A 23807-nucleotide genomic window follows, 5' to 3' on the forward strand; every position below is an offset into this window, starting at 1 on the left:
GGCAAATATTTAGTAATGACAACAGATTTAAAAAAATCAGCAAAACTTTCAGAACGAGACAACATGCAGGTATTGCCTTGAAAAGCATTGCTTATCAAATGAAGATATGAGGATAAAGCCCTCCGGCTGGCGGAATTTTCTTGTAATAAGTTCATGCGCGTTTGATTTTATATCTCCTAAAATAGCTTAGGTGGGAATTAGCACCTTTCTCCGACGCAGGAGTAGGTTGCCAGAGGTTCGTAGAGCCCATTCTCTCGCCTCTTCTTTATAAATCAACCGCTGAAATGTGAAGCGAATTGACTTGATGTTGCAATAATAAGCCCGGAAGCCCGGAAAACCAAATATCGCCTTTAAAATTTGCCTAAAACAAAAAACGAAAATTTCGTATTCGGGGTCTTTTTTGGCTTTCCATCATTTTCACTTCCAGCCTTCATCCCTTTATTCTATCTTTGCAGAAAGTATCTTTTTATGGCCATACATTATCGTTTCGACAAAGAAAAATCTTCCAGAAAACCTGGGATTACTCCGCTAAAAGAAGCGATTGATCAGATGTTGGACCGCTACAAACTAAGAAGCCGGTTTGACCAGTCGTATGTGGTGGCACATTGGGATAAAATTATGGGCGCGGCCATCGCTTCCCGAACCAAAAGTATCTATATCAAGGACCGTATTCTGTTTCTTCAGATCGAATCGGCACCTTTGCGCAACGAACTCGTTCGTGCCAAATCCAAAATCATCGAACTCATTAACCGCGAAATGAAATCTGATCTGGTAGAAGATGTGGTATTTATCTGAACTTATCAAGCATCATTTCTCAATTTAGCTGCACACTAACGCATACCCAGCACTGCCCAATTTACAAATATGCCCACCATACAAATTCCGCCCTTTTTACAACCAGGTGATAAAATAGGGATTGTTGCGCCCGCAAGCTGTATCCGCTACGAAGACATACTTCCGGGAATAAGTTTGCTGCGTGACCAGTGGAAATTAAAGATCGTTGAAGGAAAAACTTTAAAATCCGCTTACAACCAGTTTTCAGCAACGGATGCGGAGCGTCTCGACGACCTGCAAACGATGCTCGACGATCCTTCTATCAAAGCTGTCATCGCCGCCCGCGGTGGTTATGGCTGCTCCCGGATTATCGATCAGATCGATTTTACACATTTTATTAAATCGCCGAAATGGATCGTCGGGTTCAGCGACCTTACAGTTATTCTTTCTCAGTTGTATCAGCTGGGTTATGCAGGCATACACGCGCCCATGGTAAAATCCATGACACTGGAAGGTGCTGAAAAAGGTGCCGAGTCTTTGCGGCAACTTTTGTTTGGCGAACTTCCGGGTTATTCTGTGGCCCCTCATGCGTTCAATAAAACAGGCAGCGTTGTAGCAGAAATGGTAGGTGGAAATCTTTGTCTGCTTGCCCATATGATTGGTTCACCAACCCAGATTGATACCGAAGGCAAGATTCTTTTTATTGAGGATGTCAACGAATATCTTTATAACCTGGACCGCATGATGATCCAGATGAAACGTGCAGGAAAGCTGAGCCATCTGGCCGGATTAATTGTAGGGCAATTTACCGATATGCGTGATAATTCCAGTCCTTCGTTTGGAAAAACGGCTTACGAGATCATTCACGAACATATTGCGGAATATGATTACCCGGTTTCCTTTGACTTTCCGGTTGGCCATGTGGCAGATAACCGCGCCATCGGTGTCGGAATGAATGCTTACCTTGACGTAAATAAAGAGGGTGTGGAGCTGCACTTTTTGTCATCGGCACCCACGATTATATAAATCATTTTAGAATGGATACTTTTCAAAATAAAGTAGTTTGGATAACAGGCGCGTCGTCAGGCATTGGAGAGGCCATTGCGATGGCATTTGCCAAAGAAGGTGCAAAACTGGTGTTGACAGCAAGAAGAGCAGAAGAACTTGAAAGAGTGAAAGTACGTACCGGACTGCCCGATTCTTCAGTGCTGATTTTGCCTCTGGACGTGACTGAATTTGACAAAGCAACTGATGCCGCAGCCAAAATCATCCAGACTTTCCAACGAATCGATATCATGGTTCATAACGCGGGTGTGAGCCAGCGTTCCTATATAAAGGACACCGATCTGGATGTTTACAGAAAATTGATGGACGTCAATTTTTACAGTACCGTCGCCTTGACAAAAGCTGTTTTACCTTACATGATTAAACAGCAAAGCGGTCATTTCATTGTAATCAGCAGTGTTGCAGGAAAAATCGGCACCATTATGCGGTCGGGATATAATGCTTCCAAACATGCCTTACACGGTTTTTACGATTCACTACGCGCTGAATCTTATAACGATAACATTAAAGTAACGACTATTTGTCCGGGTTACATCAGAACAAATGTTTCTGTAAACGCGCTGGATGAAAACGGTGGTAAATTTGGTAAAATGGATACCAATCAGGAAAACGGAATTCCGCCGGAAGAATGTGCCAGACAAATACTAAACGCCGTCAGAAAAGACAAAAAGGAGATTTATATCGGAGGCCTAAAAGAGGTCGCTGCAATTTATCTGAAAAGATTTTTCCCGAGCCTGCTGTTTGACCAGGTGCGTAAGAATATACCAGAGTAATTGTTAATTATTAAGGGTTAATTGTTAATGATGGCCATGCCGTGGTGGTTTGTGATTAGTCAATATTTGAATAAGGAATGGATCGTTGCTTAAAATTCAAGAAGAGAAGCCAACTTTTGAAAAAGGGTCACGCCCAATGTTGACTTCTCTTAGTTCAATCAATATTACTTTTACTCGTTCTAATAATAGATGTCAGCAGCTTTATGATTTCGACGGCGTCTTAATTGATGCTGCCAAATTGTTCTTTTGTAAGATATCTGTTGCAACTAATAATTCAAGCCAATAAATCGTCTCGTTGATTTCTTTTTGAGCGATGGCCATTTTGTGTCTGAAATCAGGTTTTGTTTCAGCATGTTCTGCTTCCCGAACCATCGCCCCTACACTGGTGCCTCTTCTCAGTAACTGCTTGGATAAAACATATTCTTTTTTAGCGCCGGTCAAATGTTGATAAAGCCTGATAACCCGCACCGCAAAAGCATAACTTTTATCTTTTACAATATTTTCTTTCATGAGTGTGTGCATTAAACTAAGCGTTACTATAATAGACAAGCGTTAACAGTCAATCACAAAAAGTCAGCCCTTATTGAAACCGAAATTCATCAATAATTACCCCCTATCACCAACCATAATCGAACAAACCACCATTAACCGTTAACAATTAACAATTACTCCCCACCGCCAACCACTATGGAACTAGCCCCCATTAACAATTAACCCTTAACAATTAACAATTATTTCCTCTTCTTCTCCAGATAATCAATCGTCAACCTGCTGAGTGAGCGGACGCCCAACACCATTCCGCTATCGTCGATGAAGAAATCAGGCGTGTGGTGCGCTGCGGCTGTCAGCGGATCTTTTCCTTTCGGCATCCCTCCCAGGAAGAAGAAAAAACCAGGTACTTTTTGCTGGTAATATGAAAAATCTTCTGCACCTGTAACAGCCGGAATCAGCTTCACATTGTCTTTTCCTGCCACATTTTGCAGGGTACCAATCATCTCTTCTGTTAAAGGAATATCATTGAAAGTAACCGGATAAAGTGTTGTAATCTTTACATCCGCTTTGGCACCCGCGCTTTCTGCAATATTGGTTGCAATATCAGTCACGCGCTTATGCACTTTTGTGTGCATCTCCTCATCAAAAGTCCTGATCGTACCAATCATCTTTACCTGCTCAGGAATAATATTCTGTCTGACACCTCCGTTAATGGCTCCGATCGTTACCACTGCCGGTGCTTTGGTAATATCCAAGTTGCGGCTCACGATGGTTTGTAAACCCATCACAATTTGAGAAGAAGTGACAATCGGGTCAACACCAGACCATGGATATGCTCCGTGTGTCTGCACACCTTTTACATCAATACTGAAAAAATCCACAGCGGCCATGGTGGCACCCGGCTTGTAGGTAATTTTTCCAACTTCAGTCTGGGAATTAATATGAAGACCGAAAATGACATCCACCTTCGGATTTTCCAGCACACCTTCCTTAATCATTAACTTTGCTCCACCCTCTTCACCTTCCGGTGCTCCTTCTTCCGCTGGCTGGAAAATAAACTTAACCGTTCCCTTGATATCACTTTTCATAGAAGCCAGCACTTCCGCAACACCCATCAAAATCGATATGTGTGTATCGTGTCCACAGGCGTGCATCACGCCAACCTTCTGTCCATTATAGTCCGTTGTGACTGTCGACTTAAAAGGAACATCAACCCTTTCCGTTACAGGCAGACCATCCATATCCGCACGAAGTGCCACAACTGGTCCTGGCTTCCCTCCTTTCAATAAGCCAACCACACCCGTATGCCCGACACCTGTCTGCACTTCGATTCCCAGACTTTTAAGATGTTTTGCAATCTTCTCCGCGGTTTTAAACTCGCGGTTTCCAAGTTCCGGATTTTGATGAAAGTCTCGTCTCCACTCAACAATTTTAGGTTCAAGCGATTGCGCCTTCTGGTCGACTTTAACGTTAAGCGGTGATTGTGCGAAAACAAAAGCGGGTGAAAAACCTAGCGAGAGTAACAGGAATAGTCGTTGCTTCATGTGAAAGTTGGTGTAAGTTCTAAATGACTTTACCAAAATAGTGAAATAAACCGCTTCTCTGCCATCTGACGGTCGAACTTCTGTCAATTTAACCAAACAAAAAAGAGGCAACATCCTGGGATGCTCCTCTTTTTGCACTATTCAGATATTATTTAATCCTTTGAGATTATCAAGCTGATAAGATCAATGTTCGTCTTCACGGAAACCTGTGCGACGGTAACCGCGCAGGATATAAGGACCGTCCGGCTCAACAGCTGTTCCAGTCATTTTCCATACAACAGTGGTATCCGCTTTCCCGGCAACCGTAGCAATTTTATACTCACTTGCCTGATACGTGTTAGCAACATAAGCACCTGTAATATGCAAGTACATGCTGTCTGTACGGGTTTTGGAAGGAGCAATGAAAGAATCCTTCAAAACTTTACCATCCGTGATTGTAACGGTTTGTGGAGTAGCTGAAAGCACCTTTTTACTTGTCCCCAATTTTACAACAGGTTTTCCTGCAGGAACAACTGGCTCTGCATAATCCAGATTAGGGCTGTTGGTTGAAGTAAAGGTAAGCGCGTTAGGATCAACAGTCAGTTTCGATTGCGCACCAAAAACATCATGATCAATAAACCACATTTCTGTGGCCACATTGGCAGCGGTATTGGATGTCGTAAACAGATTATAGGAAACTACAACCTTATTATCTTCATCCAAGAGCTGCAAAAACCATTCTCCGGACAGTTTTTGTGTTGCTGTTCCTCCAATACTTGGCTCGTCTCCCGCATCACAGGAAAACAAACCAAGTGCCAAAAAGAATAACCCTCCATATATTAACTTTTTCATATTCTCTTTTTAGTTATTGTTTAACAAATGTCCGTACGGCATTCCCATACCCGCCGTTGATTACAGCCCAGCTGTATTTAACACCTTCAACAATCGTAGCATTAATAGCTTCGAATGCATTACCCGGTGTTCTCTGGTAAGGTACTCCCAGTTTCCCCTTGTCGTAGTAGTAAAAATATACCCCTAAACTAGGATCTGTAACGGCAACACCACCAACATTGTCAGCATAAAACAAGTTACCTGATACGCGGGATACATTACTCACTCCAAACGCTCCGGCGTCTCTTTTATAGGCTCCTGAAATATCAACACCTTTTACAGCCGGTGCGATAACTCCAACATATCTGTACTCAGTAGAAGAATAACCGTCTTTATTCACAGCATCATATTGAATGGTGTACACACCAGGTTTAGACACATCAACAGCACCGGAAGCCTTGGCCTGAATCTCGGTATCGCCTTCTTTGGCAACAACACCCGGATCAGCCCATGTACCTCCAACAGCGATTTCATTCCACTGTTCCCCTTTTAATGTTATAATCGGGAAATAAGTGATGTCGGATATACCCTCGGTCACTTTGTCGGGTTCGCAGGCAAAAAGTAATCCCGTCAGGACCAACATTGCCATATATTTTATTCCTTTTATCATGATCTTTTTCTATTAAAGGTTATTTCATCCACCAGATTTTCGCAGTAATCAAAACTGGTGCCGGTGTATTGGCCGGGTTTACGTCACGCGATGCAGAAGTGTAAAGAATTCTTTTTGGGAAAAGACCATTTGTTACACCATTAACCGCATAAGTCCACTGACCTGGAACATAGTTTGCGTTGCTGGCAGGTACCGCCGAATTTTCAGGATACCCGGTACGCGCCTGATCCCAGAACGATTCATAACCTTGTTTGTACATCGCTACCCATTTCTGATACATGATCGCTTTCAATTTTGCTTCCGTTGTACCAGCAGTTGGGTATGCATACACACCACCCGCGGCAATTTTAGCAGCGTCGAAAGTAACAGAGAATTTAGCATAGGCAGCAGCAACAGCTTTGTCGTAAAACGATTTTGCCTCGGCTTCATTTCCTGATCTTAAATGTGCTTCTGCAAGCAAGAAATAAACTTCATCAAGACTGAAGAAAAAGAAAGGATCGGTTGCAGACATTTTGGTAACACTTGGGATGTTTGCCCCAACCACTGTTGTACTTACGTTGAAATCTCCTTGCGCCAGACCATATTGTCCCGCTGTTCCCGGATTGAAATATGCGTTCAAACGCGCAAAGTCATTATTAGCTTCCAGGTAAGATTGTAACGTTTTGCTTAACCGAAGGTTATTACCCGTGTTCAACTGACGGATATTACTTTCATACAAAGGCTGACTACGATTTGGCTCATCTACAAATTGCGTAACTGCTGCCGGTGTAGTTAAAAACTCAGTATTACTTGTAAGCATTGTTTTAATCGCAGCAAGTGCAGCGGCAGAATTAGGGCTGCTTGTCTGGCGCAGATACATTTTTAGTTTCAATGTATTTGCAAAGCGCTTCCATTGTGCAATTTGGTCTGCTCCGCTAAGTTTACCGAATACAAGATCAGAGCTCACCTGAGTAGATTTTCCATTATTGAAATCCAGTGCCAAAGCTGCATCCAGTCTTTTCAGCAATTCTGCATAAACAGCAGGACCATCGTCATATTTCGGAGTTCTGGTCAGTTCGATTTTCAGAGCTTCTGACAATGGTATTTTGTCAAACCAGTCGGCAAGAATCTGAAAGCCATAGGACTGTACTGCTACTGCCTGAAGAACAAGATTGTTGTTTCCTGATGCAGTTGCTTTCGTCTTTACGTCTTCGAAATCGTTTAATCCTCCCGAGTATAATTCCGTCCAGGCCAGGTTATAGGCAGCCGGAGCAAGATCATAAGAATCAATTGTTTTATACTGCGTACTAACGTGAGCCTGTGTCCAGTGCTGAGACCACAAACCACCAAGAATTGCAAACGAACCACCCGTTACAGCCATTACAGAAGCCTGAGCCGCCGGCAAGACGTATTCTGGCGCTACATTGGTCGGGTTATTGGGATCTTCGTTCACGTCAAGCCAGTTTTCACAGGAGCCCAGTGAAAATACGGCAAGAAGTAACAGACTATTTTTTAATATACCTTTCATTGTGAGTCGAATTAGAATGATAAGTTTAACTGAACACCATAGCTCGCAGTAGACGGCCCGGATGCAAATTCACCATACAGGTTTTTAAGGTTTGTACCGAATGTGTTAGCCTCAGGATCCACAAAGTGGTTTTTCTTAGGCGTCCACAAAATAAGGTTACGACCAAATACACCAATCGAAGCGGCAGTGATCGGCATCTTAGACAGCACACTTTTCGGAATTGTATAGTTCAGGGCAACGTTTCTCAGTTTGAAGAATGTTTTTGGCAAAACGTGGTTGTACTGATACGCGTTGTTTACACCATAATAAGTAGCCAAATCATTTCTTGAAATCGCAGTGGTGTTTTCAGTCAAAGTTCCATCAGATGCCTGTACAACCGATCCAGGGATGATAAATGGCTCTCTGTCGTTGTACTGAGTCTGGTATGCATTTCCGTTGAAGTAGTTCAAACGTGCGGTGTAAGAATAGAACACACCACCTTTACGAAAATCTGCATTGGCACTCAAACGGAAACCTTTATAAGTAACATAGGTTCCGATACCCATGGTGTAATCAGGATTGATAGAGCCTCTGTAATGTTCTTTCGAATCAACAATTGGCAAACCGGTTGCAGAGTTTACGATCGTTGCGCCTGTCGCATCATCACGTAAAACGTCCGGAGAATAAATTGCACCAAGAGGTTTTCCAACAACGGCTCTTAATTTAACGTCATAACTGCTGTTCAAAAGAATGTTTGTACTGTCGGAAAGTCCAAGCGATTCAACTTCATTCTTGATTTTGTTGTAGTTGAAAGTAACACCCCATTCCAATTTTTCAGTACGAACAGGAACTAATGTCAACATGGCCTCAATACCTTTATTTCTTACCTGACCTAAGTTAACAGTCTGGTTTTGATAACCTGTTGCAGGTTCAAGGTTAAGGCTGATGATCTGGTTTTTGGTAACCTTGTCATAATAACTTGCCTCAATACCTACTCTTTTTCCAAAGAAACCAAGTTCAAGACCTGCTTCATATTCATTTGAAATTTCAGGTTTCAGATTCAGGTTTCCCGGATTGTTCGCAACCTCGTAAGCATTAACCCCTCCAAATGGGAATTTAACATTACCAAAACCACCTGTACTTACGTCCCCTGGAACATAAACAGGCATGATCTGATATGGGTCAGCATCATTACCAGCGGAAGCGGCAGCAAAACGTACCTTAACAAATGGAATCTCAGCAGGCAGTTTGAAGACATCAGAAAGCACTGCACTGATACTTGCACTTGGGTAGAAGTAAGAGTTCTTACCTTTTGGAAGCGTACTGGTCCAGTCATTTCTTGCACCAACGGTTAAATACAACCAGTGGTCAAAACCCAAAGTAGCCGATCCGTAGATACCAACCAATCTGCGTATTTGCTCATTGGTATAAGTACTTGGCGTCACAGAGCTGTTTTTGATGTTATAAAAACCAGGTAAATCCAGGTTTGTAACTCCCACCAATTGCACCTCATTGGTACGTTGGTTAACATTATGTCCTAAAAAAGCCTGAATATCAAAACGGCTGCCGATGTTGCTGCCATAATTTAAAAGGATGTCACTGTTAAACTGGCGGTTGTTTCTTGCAATTTGTGAAACACTACCCACCACATTATTGGCGCTGCTGTTTGGAGACCCTGGTGTGATACGTCCCAAGTTACCCCAGTCTTTCTGGAATGCATCAGAATAGTCACCACCCACTCTCCACAAAATGTTCAGGTTCTTAACAATGTCGTACTTAAACTCGATGTTACCGAAAATACGGTCTTCATCGTAGTTATTGCCCTGATTGTACAACGTCCAGTATGGGTTTTGAGCGTACGGTGTAAAGTAGTTGTCCAGGTTAAAGAACTTACTCCAAGGATTATTCGGATCATTGTATTGTTTAGAATCTACAATAGAATGATCCCTTGGAATCTGGATAATTTCCTGCCACAATACTTTTCCACCACCTGCATCGTCACCTTGACCGGTTGCAACTGCTTTCTGGTTTTTACGAACGTAGTTAATGTTGGAATTAACCGAGAACTTGCCCAGTTTCAAACCGCCGTTCAAACCGATGGTATGTCTTTTATAAGAGTCAGCGTTTGTAGGAACAACCCCGTCTGCATCAGCATAAGAATAAGAAACACGGTAGTTGGCTGTTTCCGTACCACCGGCTACGGCCAAGCTGCTGTTCCACTCATAACCACGATCAAGAAAATCTTTTAAATTATCCTTTTGTGCCGAAAATGGTTTTAGCAATTGAGAGTCGTCTACAACGTTACCCCAAAGTCTTGTCTGTCCATCCATTTTAGGCCCCCATGAACCGTTTTCAATCGGATCAAACAATCCGCTCCATCCCTGTCCGTATGTGTTTTGCAAATGCGGAACACGCAAAATTTGTGTTTGGGCGAAAGAACTTGAAAAATCGACGGTTGTTTTACCCGACTTTCCTTTCTTGGTTGTGATCAAAATGGCACCATTCGCTGCACGGCTACCATAAAGCGCAGATGCAGAAATACCTTTAAGTACAGTTACACTTTCAATTTCATTGGGATTGATGTCGTTCATCTGGTTACCAAAGTCCATCGAACGGTTGAAATCATCATTACCATTTGAAGCATTCGTTGAAGATGTGTTACCACGGTTGTTCATCGGAACACCATCAACGACGTATAGAGGTTGGTTATTACCCGTTACCGAGTTAAACCCACGAATATTCAAAACTGTTGACGCACCCGGAGCACCCGATGCCGTTGAAACCGAAAGACCCGGAACACGACCGTTCAAGGCATCCAGCGCACTGGTGTTACGTCCTTCCGTAATCGAAAGATTCGATATGGTAGCTGTACTATAACCAATGGATTTTCTTTCTCTTGAAATACCAAGGGCCGTTACTACCACCTCACCCAATTGCTGCGAATCAGAAACCAGTTTTATGTCGATGTTGGTCTGAGATCCTAAAACAACACTTTGAGTAACATACCCTACAAAGGAGTAAACAAGCGTAGCACCCGCATTAGCGGCAATAGCGTACTTGCCGTCTATACTTGTGGTCACCCCTCTGGTGGTACCCTTAATGGTAACATTGACTCCTGGTAACGTAGAACCGTCATCCGCAGTGACGGTACCGGTCACCTCGCGATCCTGAGCATACACTTGCACACTTAAGAGCAGCAAGCTTCCCAGAAATGATAGTAAAAACTTTCTCATAGAATGATTTAAAGTTTAATTAATAAAGAATTATTGTATTTAAAGTTACAAAACTAATAGTTGTTTTAATAATTACAATGGCTTTTTTTTATCAAACCAGAAGAAAATTTGGCACAAATGACATATTCGGTTACACAACGAAGGTGAAACGGGTATAATGTGACAAAAAATAGACCTATAAACGTAGATTATAGAAGTTTTATATTTTAAACCCTTTACAAATGAAAATCGCAACGTTTCGATACAATCATTATACGAATCATAACATATCCTTACAATTGCTTCTTTTACGTACAATGTAAACCGTGTTAATTTTTGGGTAACATCATGAAAAGAAAACCGCCAATAATCACACGAATTTTACAAAAAAAACAAAATTTCGCCCTATTGCAATATCTATAAATAATTCTGGATTTTAAGTGATTTTTGTGATAAAATTTCAAACTTTTAGGTACAAAACCAAAGTTTATTTCGAAAACTCAGAAAAAAGCATTGTAATGGTCAAAACAACTATTATGTTTGCAACATTAAATTTCTGTTAAAAACCTAACTATCTATTTTTTTAATGAAGAAAATAATACTCTCAGTCATGATGGTATTTTGGGTTGGTATTGTCCTTGCCCAGAGTAAAATCGTTACCGGAAAGGTAACTGCCGAAGAAGATGGATCAACCATCCCAGGCGCAAGTGTTTTAGTTAAAGGTACCGCCGTAGGAACAACTACATCCGTTGACGGAACCTATCAAATCGAGCTACCTAATGGCAGCACTACCCTGATTTTCAGCTTTGTAGGATTAATTTCAAAAGAATTGGAAGTTGGCAACCAAAGCGTTATCAATGTTCAGATGAAGTCTGATGTCAAAGCACTTGGTGAAGTCGTTGTAACAGGTTATGGTAGCCAGCAACGGAGAGACGTCACCGGTTCCGTTGGTACAATCAAAGGTGATGGTCTTAAAAACATCGCCGTGCCTAGTTTTGACCGCTTTTTGCAGGGACAGGTTGCCGGTGTGCAGGCATCCGTACCAAGTGGTATTCTCGGACAGGCAGCAAAAGTCAGAATCCGTGGCGTAAACTCTATCTCTAATAACTCAGACCCCCTATACGTAGTAGACGGACTGCCATATATTACGGGAGATCAGGGCCAGAATACTTCAAACAACCCGCTTGGCGATATCAATCCAAATGATATTGAAAGTGTTGAAGTATTGAAAGATGGTTCTGCTACTGCAATCTATGGTTCAAGAGCAGCAAATGGTGTGGTTTTGATCACCACAAAAAGAGGAAAACTTGGAAGCGCACGCATCACGTATGACGGATGGCTGGCAAGTTCAAAACCTTCAAAGCGATTTGATCTTTTGAATGCTGACGAATTTATTGCCATTACTAATGAAAAGCTGGCCAATGCGGCATTGCCTAATGCAGCATTCCCGACAATAAACCCGGAAACCCAGCAGCCATACAATACTGACTGGCAGGATGTAATTTTGAGAAGCGGATTCCAGCAGAACCATGCTTTATCATTCAGCGGAGCGACTCCTCAGACGAACTATTATTTCTCTCTGGGTTATGCAGATTTACAGGGAAATATCGTTGGAAACGACCAGACGAAATATAACTTCCGTGCAAAACTGGATCAGAAAGCGTTTAACGACAAGGTAACTTTTGGTATGAATACCTTCGTTACCCATACCACAAACAGAGGCTTGAATACCGGAACCAATGCTTTGTCAGGAAACGTGGCCGGGGCAATTTATGCATTCCCGAACGTTCCTTCAAAATGGCCTGACGGAAGTTATAACCTTAGTGCGGACGGTGCAAGTTTAGGTCAGGGATCGAATACGCGTCCGCTTTACGGTAACTATACCAACCAGGCTTATGTACTCGCTAAAAACATTTACAAAAACCAGCAGCTTAACCTTACAGGTAACGCGTTTGTAGATGTTGAGATCGTAAAAGGACTGAACGCAAAGTCATACATCGGTATCAATTATCTGAACGGTGAAGACTATCTGTACTATGACCCGGGTCATGGTGACGGTAAAAACGTTAATGGTAGAATTTACCAGTACAATCTTCCGTCATTCCGTTACAACTGGCAAAATACGATCAGTTATAACAACTCTTTCGGAGCACATAAAATCGGTTTTGTGGGAGGTCACGAAATTCAGAAAACGAGATCAAGATATTTCTTTGCACATGGCACGAACCTGTCAAACTCTTACTTCGGCAGCAACGAAAACATTATCACTAACACGTTGACCAACCAGTTTATCGGAGGTTTCGCTTCTGAAAGAGCTTTCCAGTCTTTCTTTGCAAGGGCAAACTATTCATTACTTGATCGTTACCTGATCAGTGCTACTGTTCGTCATGATTTAATTTCTGCTTTACCTCATAACAATCAGGGAGCAACACTTCCGGGTGTTTCTTTGGGATGGAGAATCTCGGAAGAAAATTTCTTTAAAAACAGCCCTGCTTTAGGTTTCGTAAGTGAACTTAAACTTCGTGGAGGATGGGCAAAAGTTGGTAACGTTGAAATTGGTAACTATCCATACGCAGGTACTTTCGGTGCAGCACAATATGGTGACCTGAGTGGTATCCGTTTCAATCAGGCAGGAAATGGTTTACTTGGTTTTGAAACCAGTAAAAAACTGAACTTCGGTTTGGATCTGTCGCTTTGGGCCAACAAGCTTAGCTTCTCGGCTGAATATTTCCGTAACGATATCGATAATCTAATCCTTCAATCCCCTACACCTCCTTCATTGGGTGTGCCGGGCAATACCATTGCGCAGAACATCGGTAAAATGTATAACAAAGGATGGGAATTCAGCATCAACAGCACGAATATCCAGACAGAGCATTTCTCATGGAAAACCAACGCCAACGTTTCTTTTGTACAAAACAAAGTACAGAGACTTGTGGCAAACACGCCGATCAACAGTACTTATAACACGACAAGAGAAGGAGAATCGATCGGATCTTTCTTCGGATATGAATACTACGGCGTAAACCCTGCGAACGGTAACCCTGTCTATGAAAAAGCGGACGGATCTTATGTTCAGCAGGTAACAGCAGCAAACCGCTGGGCAAAATTTGATCCTGCAAACCCATCAAACGATTCGGAAGCAGGAGCGGCTTTGACCTTTGCGGACAAGAGAATTCTGGGTAAATCAAACCCGACATGGTACGGAGGTCTTAACAACCAGGTTTCTTACAAAAACTTTGATTTTACGCTTTTCCTTACCTTTTCTGGCGGTAACAAAATTTACAACGTAACCAGACAAGAGCAGCTTAACAACCAGTTGTTTGCCAATGCAGGCCGCGAATTGCTTGACCGTTGGACAACACCAGGACAAGTTACAGAAGTACCAAGACTTTATTTCAACTCGGATTCTCGCGTTAACCAGACCGGAAATGCAACATCAAGATTCCTTGAAGACGGCAGCTTCCTCCGTGCACAGAATATCAGCATTGGTTACACGCTTCCTGCTTTCCTGAGAGACAAGATCAAAGCAACCAATCTGAGAATTTATGCGCAGGTTCAAAATGCGTTTATTATAACCAAATACAAAGGATTGGATCCTGAGCTGGGTTTCATTTCAACCTCAACGACAGCAAACGCGGACAACAACAACCAAACTGGTCTTGATAACCGTACAAACCCTGTACCACGCGTTTTCACTGTCGGTCTTAATCTTGGTTTCTAAAAACAATTTTCAATACAGCAATGAGAAACAACGATAAACAACAATATAAAATTACCAGGAGATCTGTTATCGCCATGTTGGGAATGATGGCAATTCTCCCTGCGTGCAGTGACTTTACCAAACTCGAACCGTTATCAGCATTGTCAGAAACGGCTGCTTTTACAACACCTGCAACCATTGAACTTGCTGCGAACGGTGTTTACTGGGCTGCCTCGGTTGGACAATACGAAGGAGCTGCCGGTCGCGGATATCCTTTTGGCGCAGCGGCCATCGAGCAAGGTGAAATGCGTGGAGAAGATATGTTAAACGTTCAGGCGTTTTACGATATCACTTACCGCGCCCTTTACAGCCCGACCACTGCCAACAACAAAAATCACTGGGAGCAGCTTTATGCTTTGATCAATCAGGCGAATATCCTGATCGATGGTGTAAAAACTGCGGGTACAAACAACATCATCAGTGCAGAAATTGCGGCGCAATATGAGGGAGAAGGCAGATTTTTACGTGCCCTTGCCCACCATGAACTGCTGATCCATTTCTGTCGTCCATTCGCTGACGGAAACGGTTCTCAGCCAGGTATTCCTTACAGAGAAAAACCAATTATCTCGACAGGAGCTGTACAGGAAGGACTGGCGCAGGGAAGAGGAACTGTTGCAGAAGCTTACACAAAATTGCTTGCGGATCTAGATTTTGCAGAGCAAAGCCTGCCTGCAACACGCACGGCTAATGCTATTTCCCGTGCAACAAAAGGTGCAGCGATTGCTTTGAAAACAAGAATTAAATTGCATCAGCAGGACTGGAAGGGTGTTATTGCAGAAGGTGCCAAATTGGGTACAGACGGAACCGCCGCAACCTTTTCAAGCCCGATTGGTGCTTACACACTTGAAGCAGCACCGGAAACTCCCTTTGTTAATTACAAATCAAATAAAGAGTCGATATTCTCGATTGCCAACAGCGCACAGTCAAATGGTGGTGTAAACGGAGCTTTGGCAAGTATGTTCGGACCGAGTTCACTTGCCGGTAGAGATCTTGTAGCCACAAGCCCAAATTTCTACAATGCAACATTCTGGGTTGACGGTGACCTTAGAAGAACCAGACTTCAGACAAAACAAGCAAGCGGCAGTTATCCTTTCGCGTTCAACTACAAATTCCGTGAGTATGGCGTTTTTGGAGACTGGGCACCTGTTTTGCGTTATGCAGAGGTATTGCTAAACGTTGCTGAGGCATCTTCGAGAGAAGGAAATCCAACCAAAGCCCTGGCACTTCTGAACGCAGTCCGCAACAGATCAGTACCAACGGCAGCACAATTCTCAGCTGCGCCGGCCGACCTGACATTGGCAATTCTTCAGGAGCGTCGTATTGAGCTGGCGGGCGAAGGACGCAGATGGTCTGACATTCACCGTCTGTCGCAGGATCCAACGTATAAAGTTTCTGTCGGTATCCCTGCAAAAGTTGAAGTGACTCAGGTTAAAACAACGAGTTATGACATCGTAACACGTCCGGTAATCACTGGTTCGGTTGCTGCAATTCCATATTCAGACTTCCGTTTCCTATGGCCGATTCCATTCTCTGAAATTTCATCCAACGCTACGTTGAGTAAACAACAGAATCCAGGATATTAACCTAACTAATGGATTTTTTAAGAGGCTGTCTTTCATCATGAAGACAGCCTCTTTTGTTAATAGCCACAATGCCAGTGTGCGTTATGGTTATTAATAAGATCCTTAAATTACCAGACCCTATCACAAATTATATTGTAAGACAATTTCGCTGTTGGCTTTCAATAGTTGGCGGGGCCACCCAGGCAATCGTCCGAAATGTTGTTCCATTCATTCATCCGACAGCCGATAGCATACAAAGGAATCGTGTTAATTTTCACTACTTAATCTTCATCCCGGGCACAAGCGGAACAGTATCAAGCAATTCCAGGGACTGGACCATATCTTTGGTACCATTCTTGTATTTCAGAAATTGCGTAGTTTGGATATGTGACTTGTAAGCAGCCGAATCCGCGTAGATTTCTAGTATCGTGATGTGATGCGGCTTTTGTCTGTCAGAAACCGCATACAAGGTTAGTACGCCAGGTTCAAGACGGATCGACTCCTCAATCTCTTCTTTCAGGGCCACTTTATAGTTTTCCAGCTGGGCCGGATCAACAACGATTTTGGCGATTCTTACCATCTGGGTTTTAGTTTGGCCGAAAGTATGTTCGGCAGACAGCAGGGCCAGAACACCTATCGCGAATAGCCGAAGCAACCGAAAGTTTCCAATGATAATTTTTACGCTCATTATATTTTGGATTAATCATGTTTGTTTAAAAATCAGCACATTACTCCTTTTCTTAACTAAGATACATCCTTTTCTGAGCCGTATGAGAAAAAACTTACGGCGTATTCTTTGTTTAAATAGCCGTAAAATTCAGGCATGGGATAAACACGATCAGCAGCAGAGACAATAATCACGAATCAAAACACAAGAAGAATTGATTATAAAAGATGATTTTTCTTAACTTTGGACTACAATATGACCTTATAAAAACGCATGGAATTCTTAAAAAGTCAGCGCCTCAACAATCTCAAATATGAAATTCGTGGGGCTACTTATGAAAAGGCACTAGAGCTGGAAAGCCAGGGCTTCAAAATTCATAATCTGAATATTGGGAATCCCGCCCCTTTCGGTTTCGATTCCCCTGACGAAATTGTGCACGATATCATCATGAATATCCGGAATGCACAAGGTTATTCTGATTCACGAGGATTGTTTTCGGCGCGTAAAGCGGTTATGCACTACACCCAGACAATCGGGATTCCGGATGTCGAAATCAGCGACATTTTTATTGGAAACGGTGTAAGTGAGCTGATCCTGCTCTCTATGCAGGCCTTGCTGAATCCGGGTGACGAAATCCTTGTTCCTTCTCCTGACTATCCGCTATGGACGGCCGCAATCGCTTTGAGCGGTGGCAAACCGGTACATTACGTGTGTGATGAAGAGTCAGACTGGAACCCTGACCTGGAAGATATGGAAAGTAAGATCACTTCCCGTACCAAAGGTATCGTGCTGATCAACCCGAATAATCCGACAGGTGCGGTTTATGAAAAGGATGTGTTGAAGCGTATTGCAAAAATGGCAGAAGAACATGGTCTCATTATTTTTGCCGATGAGATCTATGACAAAATATTATACGATGGGGCGGTGCACCATCCAATGGGTACGCTTGTTTCTGAAACGCTTTGTGTTTCGTACGGCGGACTTTCTAAAAATTACCGTTCAGCAGGCTTCCGTGGCGGCTGGATGATCTTAAGCGGCGCCAAACAAAGAGCCAAATCTTATGTTGAAGGGCTGTTGCTGCTGGCAAGTATGCGTCTTTGCGCAAACGTACCGACCCAATATGCAATTCAAACTGCCCTTGGCGGGTATCAGAGTATAAAGGAACTGGTTGTTCCAACCGGAAGATTACACAAACAGATGAATCTCGTTTATGACAGACTAACATCCATTCCCGGTATTACCTGCGTGAAACCGAAAGGTTCTTTATATGTTTTCCCAAAAATCGATCTTAAAAAATTCGGTTTACCGGGTGATGAAAAGTTCGTTTACGACTTATTGAGTGAGCAAAAAGTACTTGTGGTGGCCGGGACTGGTTTCAACTACATTACCGACGACCATTTCAGGATTGTTTTCCTGCCTACGATTGATGAACTGAATCAGGCCATGGATAAGCTGGAATATTTCCTCGAAACCCGACGCGTCTTATCCACACGTACTGTCGAGGACATTATCGCCTGATTTGTAGCTTTGAGTAGTTAGAATTTAGCTATTGGCTTTTTTACGGCTGATAGCTATTTTTTTACCGACCATTTTGCAACTTAAATCCCTTATTAACCAGCCTATAACAAGCTAAAAGCTAATTACCTCCTAAACCTATGGTCCAACAATCAGTATCAGAGCAGAAAAGACAGCGCCTTTTTCTTTTGCTCTGCGGAATCTTCCTGACCAATGCGCTCATCGCCGAAATTATCGGAATGAAGATATTCTCTGTTGAAACACTGCTTGGCCTGCCCCCGGCGCAGTTGCTGATTGGTGGCGAAAAGCTTGATTTTAATATGACGGCTGGCGTTGTGAACTGGCCCGTTGTTTTTATTACCTCCGATATCATCAACGAATACTTCGGAACAAAAGGCGTAAAACGTATTTCTTACCTGACCGCCGGATTTATCGTTTATACCTTTATAACCATTTATTTCGCCACGCAACTTCCGCCTGCAAAATTCTGGTTAGATATCAACAGCACCGATGCTAACGGCAATCCGTTTAATATCAATGAAGCCTTTTTCAGGATTTTCAATCAGGGCCTGGGCATTATGATCGGCTCTATTGTGGCGTTCCTGCTGGGACAAATTCTGGATGTTTCGATTTTTGCCTGGCTGCGCCGCCGTACCGGAAGTAAATATATCTGGCTTCGGGCGACGGGTTCCACCATGTTTTCTCAGCTGGTAGATAGTTTCGTCGTGTTAACCATTGCCTTTTACGTGTTTGGGAACTGGGATCTGAAACAGATATTCTCGGTAGGCAGTATCAATTATTTATACAAAGGCTGTATCGCCATCCTCTTGACGCCGGTACTTTATATTGCTCATTATTTTATCGATCAGTACCTAGGAAAAGATTATGCAGAACAGTTATCGCATCATGCGGCGCATGATGGGGAGGTTTTGTAGGTTTTTTAGTCAAACAGTATTATTAATATTTCCACATTTAGATCGACCCAAATTAAAACACCCCACTACATAGAGGAACACACATTAAAATAGTACATTTAAAATTTCGCCTATTAAAAACTCATCCTCATATACAATTCAATATTATGGATCAATGTTTTGTTATTCAACCTTTCGATAAAGGTAAATTTGATAAGAGGTTCAAAGATATATTTAAACCTGCCATCCAGCGAGGTAACTTAGACGCCTATAGAGTTGATGATGACCCTTCCTCAAGAATACCAATTGAAACGATTGAACAAAACATAAGAGATTCAAGATTATGCTTTGCCGAAATAACAACCAATAATCCTAATGTTTGGTATGAATTAGGATTTGCTTTTGCGTTGAAAAAAGACGTAGTTATGGTTTCATGCGAGGATGAGAGAACAGAAGCGTTTCCATTTGACGTTAGACATAGAAATATTATTACATATCAAAGTTCTTCATCGAGCGATTTCACTAGCTTATCCGAAAAAATAACAAAAAAGATTGAGGCTTATTTATTGAGCTCTGAAACCACAAAGACATTATCAATTTCTCCTGTGTTAGAAACCGAAGGCTTAAGTACCATAGAGATTTCTGCACTCATCTTCATTTTAGAAAATCAACCGACCGAGCTTGATACATTAACTCTCTATCGGTTAATTGAGTTAATGGAAAAAGCCGGTTTCACAAATGCAGCTACTAACGTAGCAACTAGAACATTAAAAAGAAAAGGAATGATTGACTTTGTTCGAGAGTCAGATTACCATGGGAATGAGTACAGCTCTTGCTTTTTAACTGAAAAAGGTGAGAAATGGTTAATAGATAATCAAGACAAAATTCGAATGCGCAAAGATCCGTCAATATCTAAAATAACAAACAATGTAAAGGAAGAGGATGACGAACTTCCGTTTTAGAAATAAATAATCACCTTAATTCATAATTGTGACAGTACAATAATGCCTTATTGTCAATATTAGATTTTCAAAACTTCGTAAGTGTGTTAATTACCCGTCCGACGGTAAAAAAACCGTCGGACGGTGGCGAACCGGTCGGATGGCTTTTTCCGCCATCCGACCGGTAAAAAACATAACGAGAAACCTATCTCAAATCAAAAAAACATCACCCAATAACCCGCCTCATATTATCCAGCATCACCGCCGTAGCAATTCCCACATTCAGCGACTCGGCCTCTCCTATTCTTGGAATTGTAATGCGATGTGTGACGAAAGACTCAACGCCTGCGCCGATTCCATTGGACTCATTACCCATAACCACATAACCTCCTTCGGTTGAGAATCCGTGATCATATATGGAGTTGCCGTCCAGAAACGCGCCCAGGATATTTCTTCCGCTGGCGTGCGCTGTCAAAAACTCAGGAAGATTGGTATAATAAAGATTAACTCGGGTAAACGAACCTTTACTAGCCGCAACAACCTTCGGATTGTAAACATCTGTGGTATCCGCAGAACAAATTATTTTTTTTATTCCGTACCAATCCGCGACACGAATGATCGTTCCAAGATTGCCAGGATCACGGATATCATCCAAAATCAATGCATACTCCTGCATATCTGCGCTTAAAAAAACGTTATCTTTCGTCTTTGCCACCGCAAGGCAGGAATCATTGGTTTGGAATAAGCCAAGACCTTCAAGCTCTTTTGCCGTCACAGTTTCGACAAGAGTTTTATGGTCAGATAAAATACTTGCGTATTTTTGCTGAAAATCCGGGGTAGATAATACGAATTCAATTTCAAACTCTGAATCCAGTAATTCAAGTACACTCTTAGCACCTTCAACGATAAACGCCTCATGAAGCTGACGGTACTTCTTGATTTTCAGAGAATTAATATATTTTATACGATTTTTAGATAACATTGAATATTAGGTGTCGGGTTACATATTTCGGATATTTCTTCCTTTTCTTTTTGGGAGTGACAGGTTGTGCCCGTAAAACGAGTACTGAATCCGGCAACTACTTTCTTGGAAATTCTACTTTTAAAGGCAACAAGGTGATCAGTGACGATGACCTGGATGCCCTGATTCCGCAAAGACCCAACAGCCGTTTCCTCAGCTTACCAATTTTTCCGAAAGTTGGCATGTATCAGTTTGGCCAGCTGTTCTATAAAAAGGACGAAAAGCAACGGAAGGTCATTGAGGTCACACAAAATTATCAGAAAGAATCGCGTTTACATGAAAATAATGTAAGACAATTAGAAAAGATTCAGAGAAGATATGCCAAAAAGCTCGCCAGAGCCCAAAAACGAGTCGACGAAGGGAATTTCTGGATGCGTGTTTTAGGTGAAGCACCCGTGTATTATAATCAGAATGATATTGAAAAAAATACCGAAAAGATGCAAAAGTATCTTTACAATAACGGTTTTTTTCAAAACACGGTCGGTTTCAAAACGGATACGACTTTCAAACGCATCCGGGTAAAATACCTGATCACAGAAAACCGCCCGGCCATACTCGACCAGATATGCTATCAGGTTCGAAGCCCGTTAATCGACAGTCTTCTAAAAACCTCGACAAAGGATGCGGCGCTGGTCAGCAAAAAACGGTATGACGGGGATTCCTTCGAAGAGGAACGGGTACGGATAGAAACCCTGCTGCGTGACCAGGGCTATTTCGGGTTCTCACGTCAGAATGTTTCCTTCCTGATCAACGACACCATCACAAAACCAAAAACGGACAGTTTGTTTAAAAGTGTCGATGTGAATGTGCGTGTCAGTTTGCCAACAAAAGAAATAAATCCGGTTCCATACACAGTCGAATCCGTACGTTTTGAAGTATTGCCGCCAGCTGGTTTACCGGATTCCCTTTTCAAAAAAGATACCTTGTATTCGCAAGGCATTCAATATATATTCGCTGACAAAAAATTTGCGCCCCGGATTCTTGATACAAAAATAAGAATGCGTCCGGGCGAACTTTACAGTCAGAAAAACGAACGGGATACGCAGCGCCAGCTTTCATTAACGGATCAGTTCAGGTTTGTCAATTACAATTTTGACTCCACCGGTCATAAAATCAAGGTTAGATATCAGGCCATTCCACTGGAAAAATATCAAATTTCCGCCGATGTCGGACTGAACGTAATTCAGTTGCAGGGAGCTCCCGGGCCGTTCGCCAACCTTTCCTACAAAATCAGAAATGTTTTTAACGGACTGGAAAATTTTGAAGCCAACCTTCGTGGTGGTATAGAACTGGTACCCGGATTTGTAGAAAACGACGGTATTTACCGCAGTCAGGAAGTAGGTTTAAATACCTCTTTGACGTTTCCCCGCCTGCTGCTTCCTGTCCGCTCTTTGCAAAATAAATCTGCTTTGTATAATCCACGTACGCAGATCGGTTTGGGATATAACTATGTTGAAAGACCGGAATATACCCGCACCAACGTAAAAGTGGCTATGAGCTACTCATGGCAGCCGACCATAAAAACGATGTGGACGTTGTCATTCATTGATCTTAATATACTCAATACGACCAAGTTGCAGGATAAATTTCAGAAGTTACTGGACGACCTGTTTATCCAAGGTAATAACCTAAAATACAGCTTTAACAGATCTTTTGTTTCCGATGTCAACCTGACGTTTGTTCATAATACCAACTCAATCATCGGTCCCCAAAAGAACGCTCACTATTTTCGTGCGTCGCTGGAATCGGGGGGAACAACGCTGAATTTTCTGCCATCTCAGGAGAAGTGGATTAATAGTATATTTGGAAAAAGCGGAGATACTTTACAGTTCTACAAATATTTAAGAGGCAACATTGATTTCCGTCGTTACTGGCCAACCGGAAGACGCTCGTCTTTTATTGCACGCATTAACACCGGCGCTATTTACAGTTATGGTGACAACAAGGTTCCTCCGTATGAAAAGTATTTTTTCGCCGGTGGTTCCAATAGTTTAAGAGCCTGGCTGCCCCGCCGTCTCGGACCCGGTTCCGCGGCTCCGCGTGTCACAAGTGACAGCTCCAACTTATCCATCGAAGCTCCGGGGGAATTGCTGATTGAAGGAAATCTGGAATGGCGCGGACATCTGGCCAAATTCTTCGGTGACATTAACTATGCCTTGTTCATTGACGTTGGTAATGTGTGGAACCTGAGCAAAGTACCTGAGGCACAGGAAGCGCAAAAATTTAAAGCAAACTCGTTCTTTAAAGAAATTGCTGTCGGAACCGGTTTTGGTATCCGTTACGACTTATCGTTTTTCATTCTTCGTTTTGATTTCGGAACAAAAGTGTACGATCCCTACACCCAAAAATTTGTTCTTGACAAACTGCAATTCAGTAAACTTTTCAACCGCAGACAAGAAAACTTCCTGAACATCAACCTCGGCGTAGGTTACCCGTTCTAAGAATTGATTCCGTAAAAAAATATTCGTCATTCTTTATTCATAATTTTTAATTCACTCCTGATTTAACTAATCTTAACACGCAAGTTCTCTGCCAGTTTGTCAGTTTTCACTGTTTTATTCGTAGCTTTGCAGTTCGTACCCGGAACAAAACGTGGTC

At 42.4% G+C, this 23807-nt stretch carries 17 protein-coding genes and 1 riboswitch; of the genes, 9 read left to right on the forward strand and 8 right to left on the reverse strand.

All coding sequences use genetic code 11. From position 1 onward, the window contains the following. Positions 1 to 164: 164 nt before the first annotated feature. Positions 165 to 274: riboswitch (SAM riboswitch) on the reverse strand. A gap of 200 nt (positions 275 to 474) precedes the next feature. The 3 genes from M1L62_RS03590 to M1L62_RS03600 all read left to right on the forward strand — a co-directional run bounded on the left by M1L62_RS03590 (position 475) and on the right by M1L62_RS03600 (position 2612). Next, a complete protein-coding gene (locus tag M1L62_RS03590; RefSeq protein WP_254412062.1) occupies positions 475 to 795 on the forward strand; it encodes a DciA family protein in 321 nt (106 codons plus the stop codon). A gap of 69 nt (positions 796 to 864) precedes the next feature. Next, the gene (locus M1L62_RS03595; protein WP_254411635.1) at positions 865 to 1800 is read left to right on the forward strand and encodes a S66 peptidase family protein; all 936 of its coding nucleotides are present in this window, start codon (positions 865 to 867) and stop codon (positions 1798 to 1800) included. Positions 1801 to 1811: 11 nt separating this feature from the next. Then, the gene (locus M1L62_RS03600; protein WP_254411636.1) at positions 1812 to 2612 is read left to right on the forward strand and encodes an SDR family oxidoreductase; all 801 of its coding nucleotides are present in this window, start codon (positions 1812 to 1814) and stop codon (positions 2610 to 2612) included. Positions 2613 to 2813: 201 nt separating this feature from the next. Here M1L62_RS03600 and M1L62_RS03605 read toward each other — a convergent pair whose 3' ends face one another. The 6 genes from M1L62_RS03605 to M1L62_RS03630 form a co-directional block, all read right to left on the reverse strand. Then, positions 2814 to 3122 carry a four helix bundle protein gene (locus tag M1L62_RS03605; protein WP_254411637.1) on the reverse strand — a complete coding sequence of 103 codons (309 nt, stop codon included), beginning with the start codon at positions 3120 to 3122 and terminating at the stop codon, positions 2814 to 2816. 221 nt (positions 3123 to 3343) lie between these two features. Continuing rightward, positions 3344 to 4648: an amidohydrolase gene (locus tag M1L62_RS03610; RefSeq protein ID WP_254411638.1), complete on the reverse strand. Its 1305-nt coding sequence runs from the start codon at positions 4646 to 4648 to the stop codon at positions 3344 to 3346. A gap of 183 nt (positions 4649 to 4831) precedes the next feature. Then, positions 4832 to 5479, reverse strand: coding sequence for a lipid-binding protein (locus tag M1L62_RS03615; protein WP_254411639.1), 648 nt, complete (start codon positions 5477 to 5479; stop codon positions 4832 to 4834). A gap of 13 nt (positions 5480 to 5492) precedes the next feature. Beyond that, positions 5493 to 6128 (reverse strand): immunoglobulin-like domain-containing protein, encoded by a 636-nt coding sequence (locus tag M1L62_RS03620; RefSeq protein ID WP_254411640.1) that lies wholly within the window; start codon positions 6126 to 6128, stop codon positions 5493 to 5495. A gap of 19 nt (positions 6129 to 6147) precedes the next feature. Further along, on the reverse strand, positions 6148 to 7635 hold the full coding sequence (locus tag M1L62_RS03625) for a SusD/RagB family nutrient-binding outer membrane lipoprotein (RefSeq protein WP_254411641.1): 1488 nt from the start codon (positions 7633 to 7635) through the stop codon (positions 6148 to 6150). A gap of 11 nt (positions 7636 to 7646) precedes the next feature. Beyond that, positions 7647 to 10847 (reverse strand): SusC/RagA family TonB-linked outer membrane protein, encoded by a 3201-nt coding sequence (locus M1L62_RS03630; RefSeq protein ID WP_254411642.1) that lies wholly within the window; start codon positions 10845 to 10847, stop codon positions 7647 to 7649. 565 nt (positions 10848 to 11412) lie between these two features. Here M1L62_RS03630 and M1L62_RS03635 point away from each other — a divergent pair. After that, positions 11413 to 14550, forward strand: coding sequence for a SusC/RagA family TonB-linked outer membrane protein (locus M1L62_RS03635; RefSeq protein ID WP_254411643.1), 3138 nt, complete (start codon positions 11413 to 11415; stop codon positions 14548 to 14550). 20 nt (positions 14551 to 14570) lie between these two features. Next, positions 14571 to 16172 (forward strand): RagB/SusD family nutrient uptake outer membrane protein, encoded by a 1602-nt coding sequence (locus tag M1L62_RS03640; protein ID WP_254411644.1) that lies wholly within the window; start codon positions 14571 to 14573, stop codon positions 16170 to 16172. Between the two features lie 256 nt (positions 16173 to 16428). On the opposite strand, the gene M1L62_RS03645 is transcribed toward M1L62_RS03640, so the two are convergent. Continuing rightward, a complete protein-coding gene (locus M1L62_RS03645) occupies positions 16429 to 16839 on the reverse strand; it encodes a putative quinol monooxygenase (RefSeq protein ID WP_254411645.1) in 411 nt (136 codons plus the stop codon). A gap of 252 nt (positions 16840 to 17091) precedes the next feature. On the opposite strand from M1L62_RS03645, the gene M1L62_RS03650 reads away from it, so the two are divergent. The 3 genes from M1L62_RS03650 to M1L62_RS03660 all read left to right on the forward strand — a co-directional run bounded on the left by M1L62_RS03650 (position 17092) and on the right by M1L62_RS03660 (position 20209). Continuing rightward, positions 17092 to 18336, forward strand: a complete 1245-nt coding sequence (locus M1L62_RS03650) for a pyridoxal phosphate-dependent aminotransferase (RefSeq protein WP_254411646.1) — start codon at positions 17092 to 17094, stop codon at positions 18334 to 18336. Positions 18337 to 18473: 137 nt separating this feature from the next. Continuing rightward, on the forward strand, positions 18474 to 19268 hold the full coding sequence (locus tag M1L62_RS03655) for a queuosine precursor transporter (RefSeq protein WP_254411647.1): 795 nt from the start codon (positions 18474 to 18476) through the stop codon (positions 19266 to 19268). Between the two features lie 146 nt (positions 19269 to 19414). Further along, the gene (locus M1L62_RS03660) at positions 19415 to 20209 is read left to right on the forward strand and encodes a hypothetical protein (RefSeq protein ID WP_254411648.1); all 795 of its coding nucleotides are present in this window, start codon (positions 19415 to 19417) and stop codon (positions 20207 to 20209) included. A 205-nt stretch (positions 20210 to 20414) separates the two neighbouring features. Here M1L62_RS03660 and M1L62_RS03665 read toward each other — a convergent pair whose 3' ends face one another. Then, positions 20415 to 21170: a TrmH family RNA methyltransferase gene (locus M1L62_RS03665; RefSeq protein ID WP_254411649.1), complete on the reverse strand. Its 756-nt coding sequence runs from the start codon at positions 21168 to 21170 to the stop codon at positions 20415 to 20417. Between M1L62_RS03665 and tamL the strand changes: the two genes are divergently transcribed. Beyond that, entirely contained in the window at positions 21170 to 23650 is a 2481-nt protein-coding gene (gene tamL / locus M1L62_RS03670) for a translocation and assembly module lipoprotein TamL (RefSeq protein ID WP_254411650.1), read from the forward strand. The genes M1L62_RS03665 and tamL overlap by 1 nt on opposite strands. The last annotated feature ends 157 nt before the right edge of the window (positions 23651 to 23807 follow it).

The organism is Dyadobacter diqingensis, assembly GCF_024220585.1.
GTDB lineage: Bacteria > Bacteroidota > Bacteroidia > Cytophagales > Spirosomataceae > Dyadobacter > Dyadobacter diqingensis.

What these genes read in the sequence shown, in the direction of transcription:
- M1L62_RS03595 (WP_254411635.1), top strand. Translation starts at nt 865, where the DNA reads ATGCCCACCATACAAATTCCGCCCTTTTTACAACCAGGTGATAAAATA.
- M1L62_RS03600 (WP_254411636.1), top strand. Translation starts at nt 1,812, where the DNA reads ATGGATACTTTTCAAAATAAAGTAGTTTGGATAACAGGCGCGTCGTCA.
- M1L62_RS03605 (WP_254411637.1), bottom strand. Translation starts at nt 3,122, where the DNA reads ATGAAAGAAAATATTGTAAAAGATAAAAGTTATGCTTTTGCGGTGCGG.
- M1L62_RS03610 (WP_254411638.1), bottom strand. Translation starts at nt 4,648, where the DNA reads ATGAAGCAACGACTATTCCTGTTACTCTCGCTAGGTTTTTCACCCGCT.
- M1L62_RS03615 (WP_254411639.1), bottom strand. Translation starts at nt 5,479, where the DNA reads ATGAAAAAGTTAATATATGGAGGGTTATTCTTTTTGGCACTTGGTTTG.
- M1L62_RS03620 (WP_254411640.1), bottom strand. Translation starts at nt 6,128, where the DNA reads ATGATAAAAGGAATAAAATATATGGCAATGTTGGTCCTGACGGGATTA.
- M1L62_RS03625 (WP_254411641.1), bottom strand. Translation starts at nt 7,635, where the DNA reads ATGAAAGGTATATTAAAAAATAGTCTGTTACTTCTTGCCGTATTTTCA.
- M1L62_RS03630 (WP_254411642.1), bottom strand. Translation starts at nt 10,847, where the DNA reads ATGAGAAAGTTTTTACTATCATTTCTGGGAAGCTTGCTGCTCTTAAGT.
- M1L62_RS03635 (WP_254411643.1), top strand. Translation starts at nt 11,413, where the DNA reads ATGAAGAAAATAATACTCTCAGTCATGATGGTATTTTGGGTTGGTATT.
- M1L62_RS03640 (WP_254411644.1), top strand. Translation starts at nt 14,571, where the DNA reads ATGAGAAACAACGATAAACAACAATATAAAATTACCAGGAGATCTGTT.
- M1L62_RS03645 (WP_254411645.1), bottom strand. Translation starts at nt 16,839, where the DNA reads ATGAGCGTAAAAATTATCATTGGAAACTTTCGGTTGCTTCGGCTATTC.
- M1L62_RS03650 (WP_254411646.1), top strand. Translation starts at nt 17,092, where the DNA reads ATGGAATTCTTAAAAAGTCAGCGCCTCAACAATCTCAAATATGAAATT.
- M1L62_RS03655 (WP_254411647.1), top strand. Translation starts at nt 18,474, where the DNA reads ATGGTCCAACAATCAGTATCAGAGCAGAAAAGACAGCGCCTTTTTCTT.
- M1L62_RS03660 (WP_254411648.1), top strand. Translation starts at nt 19,415, where the DNA reads ATGGATCAATGTTTTGTTATTCAACCTTTCGATAAAGGTAAATTTGAT.
- M1L62_RS03665 (WP_254411649.1), bottom strand. Translation starts at nt 21,170, where the DNA reads ATGTTATCTAAAAATCGTATAAAATATATTAATTCTCTGAAAATCAAG.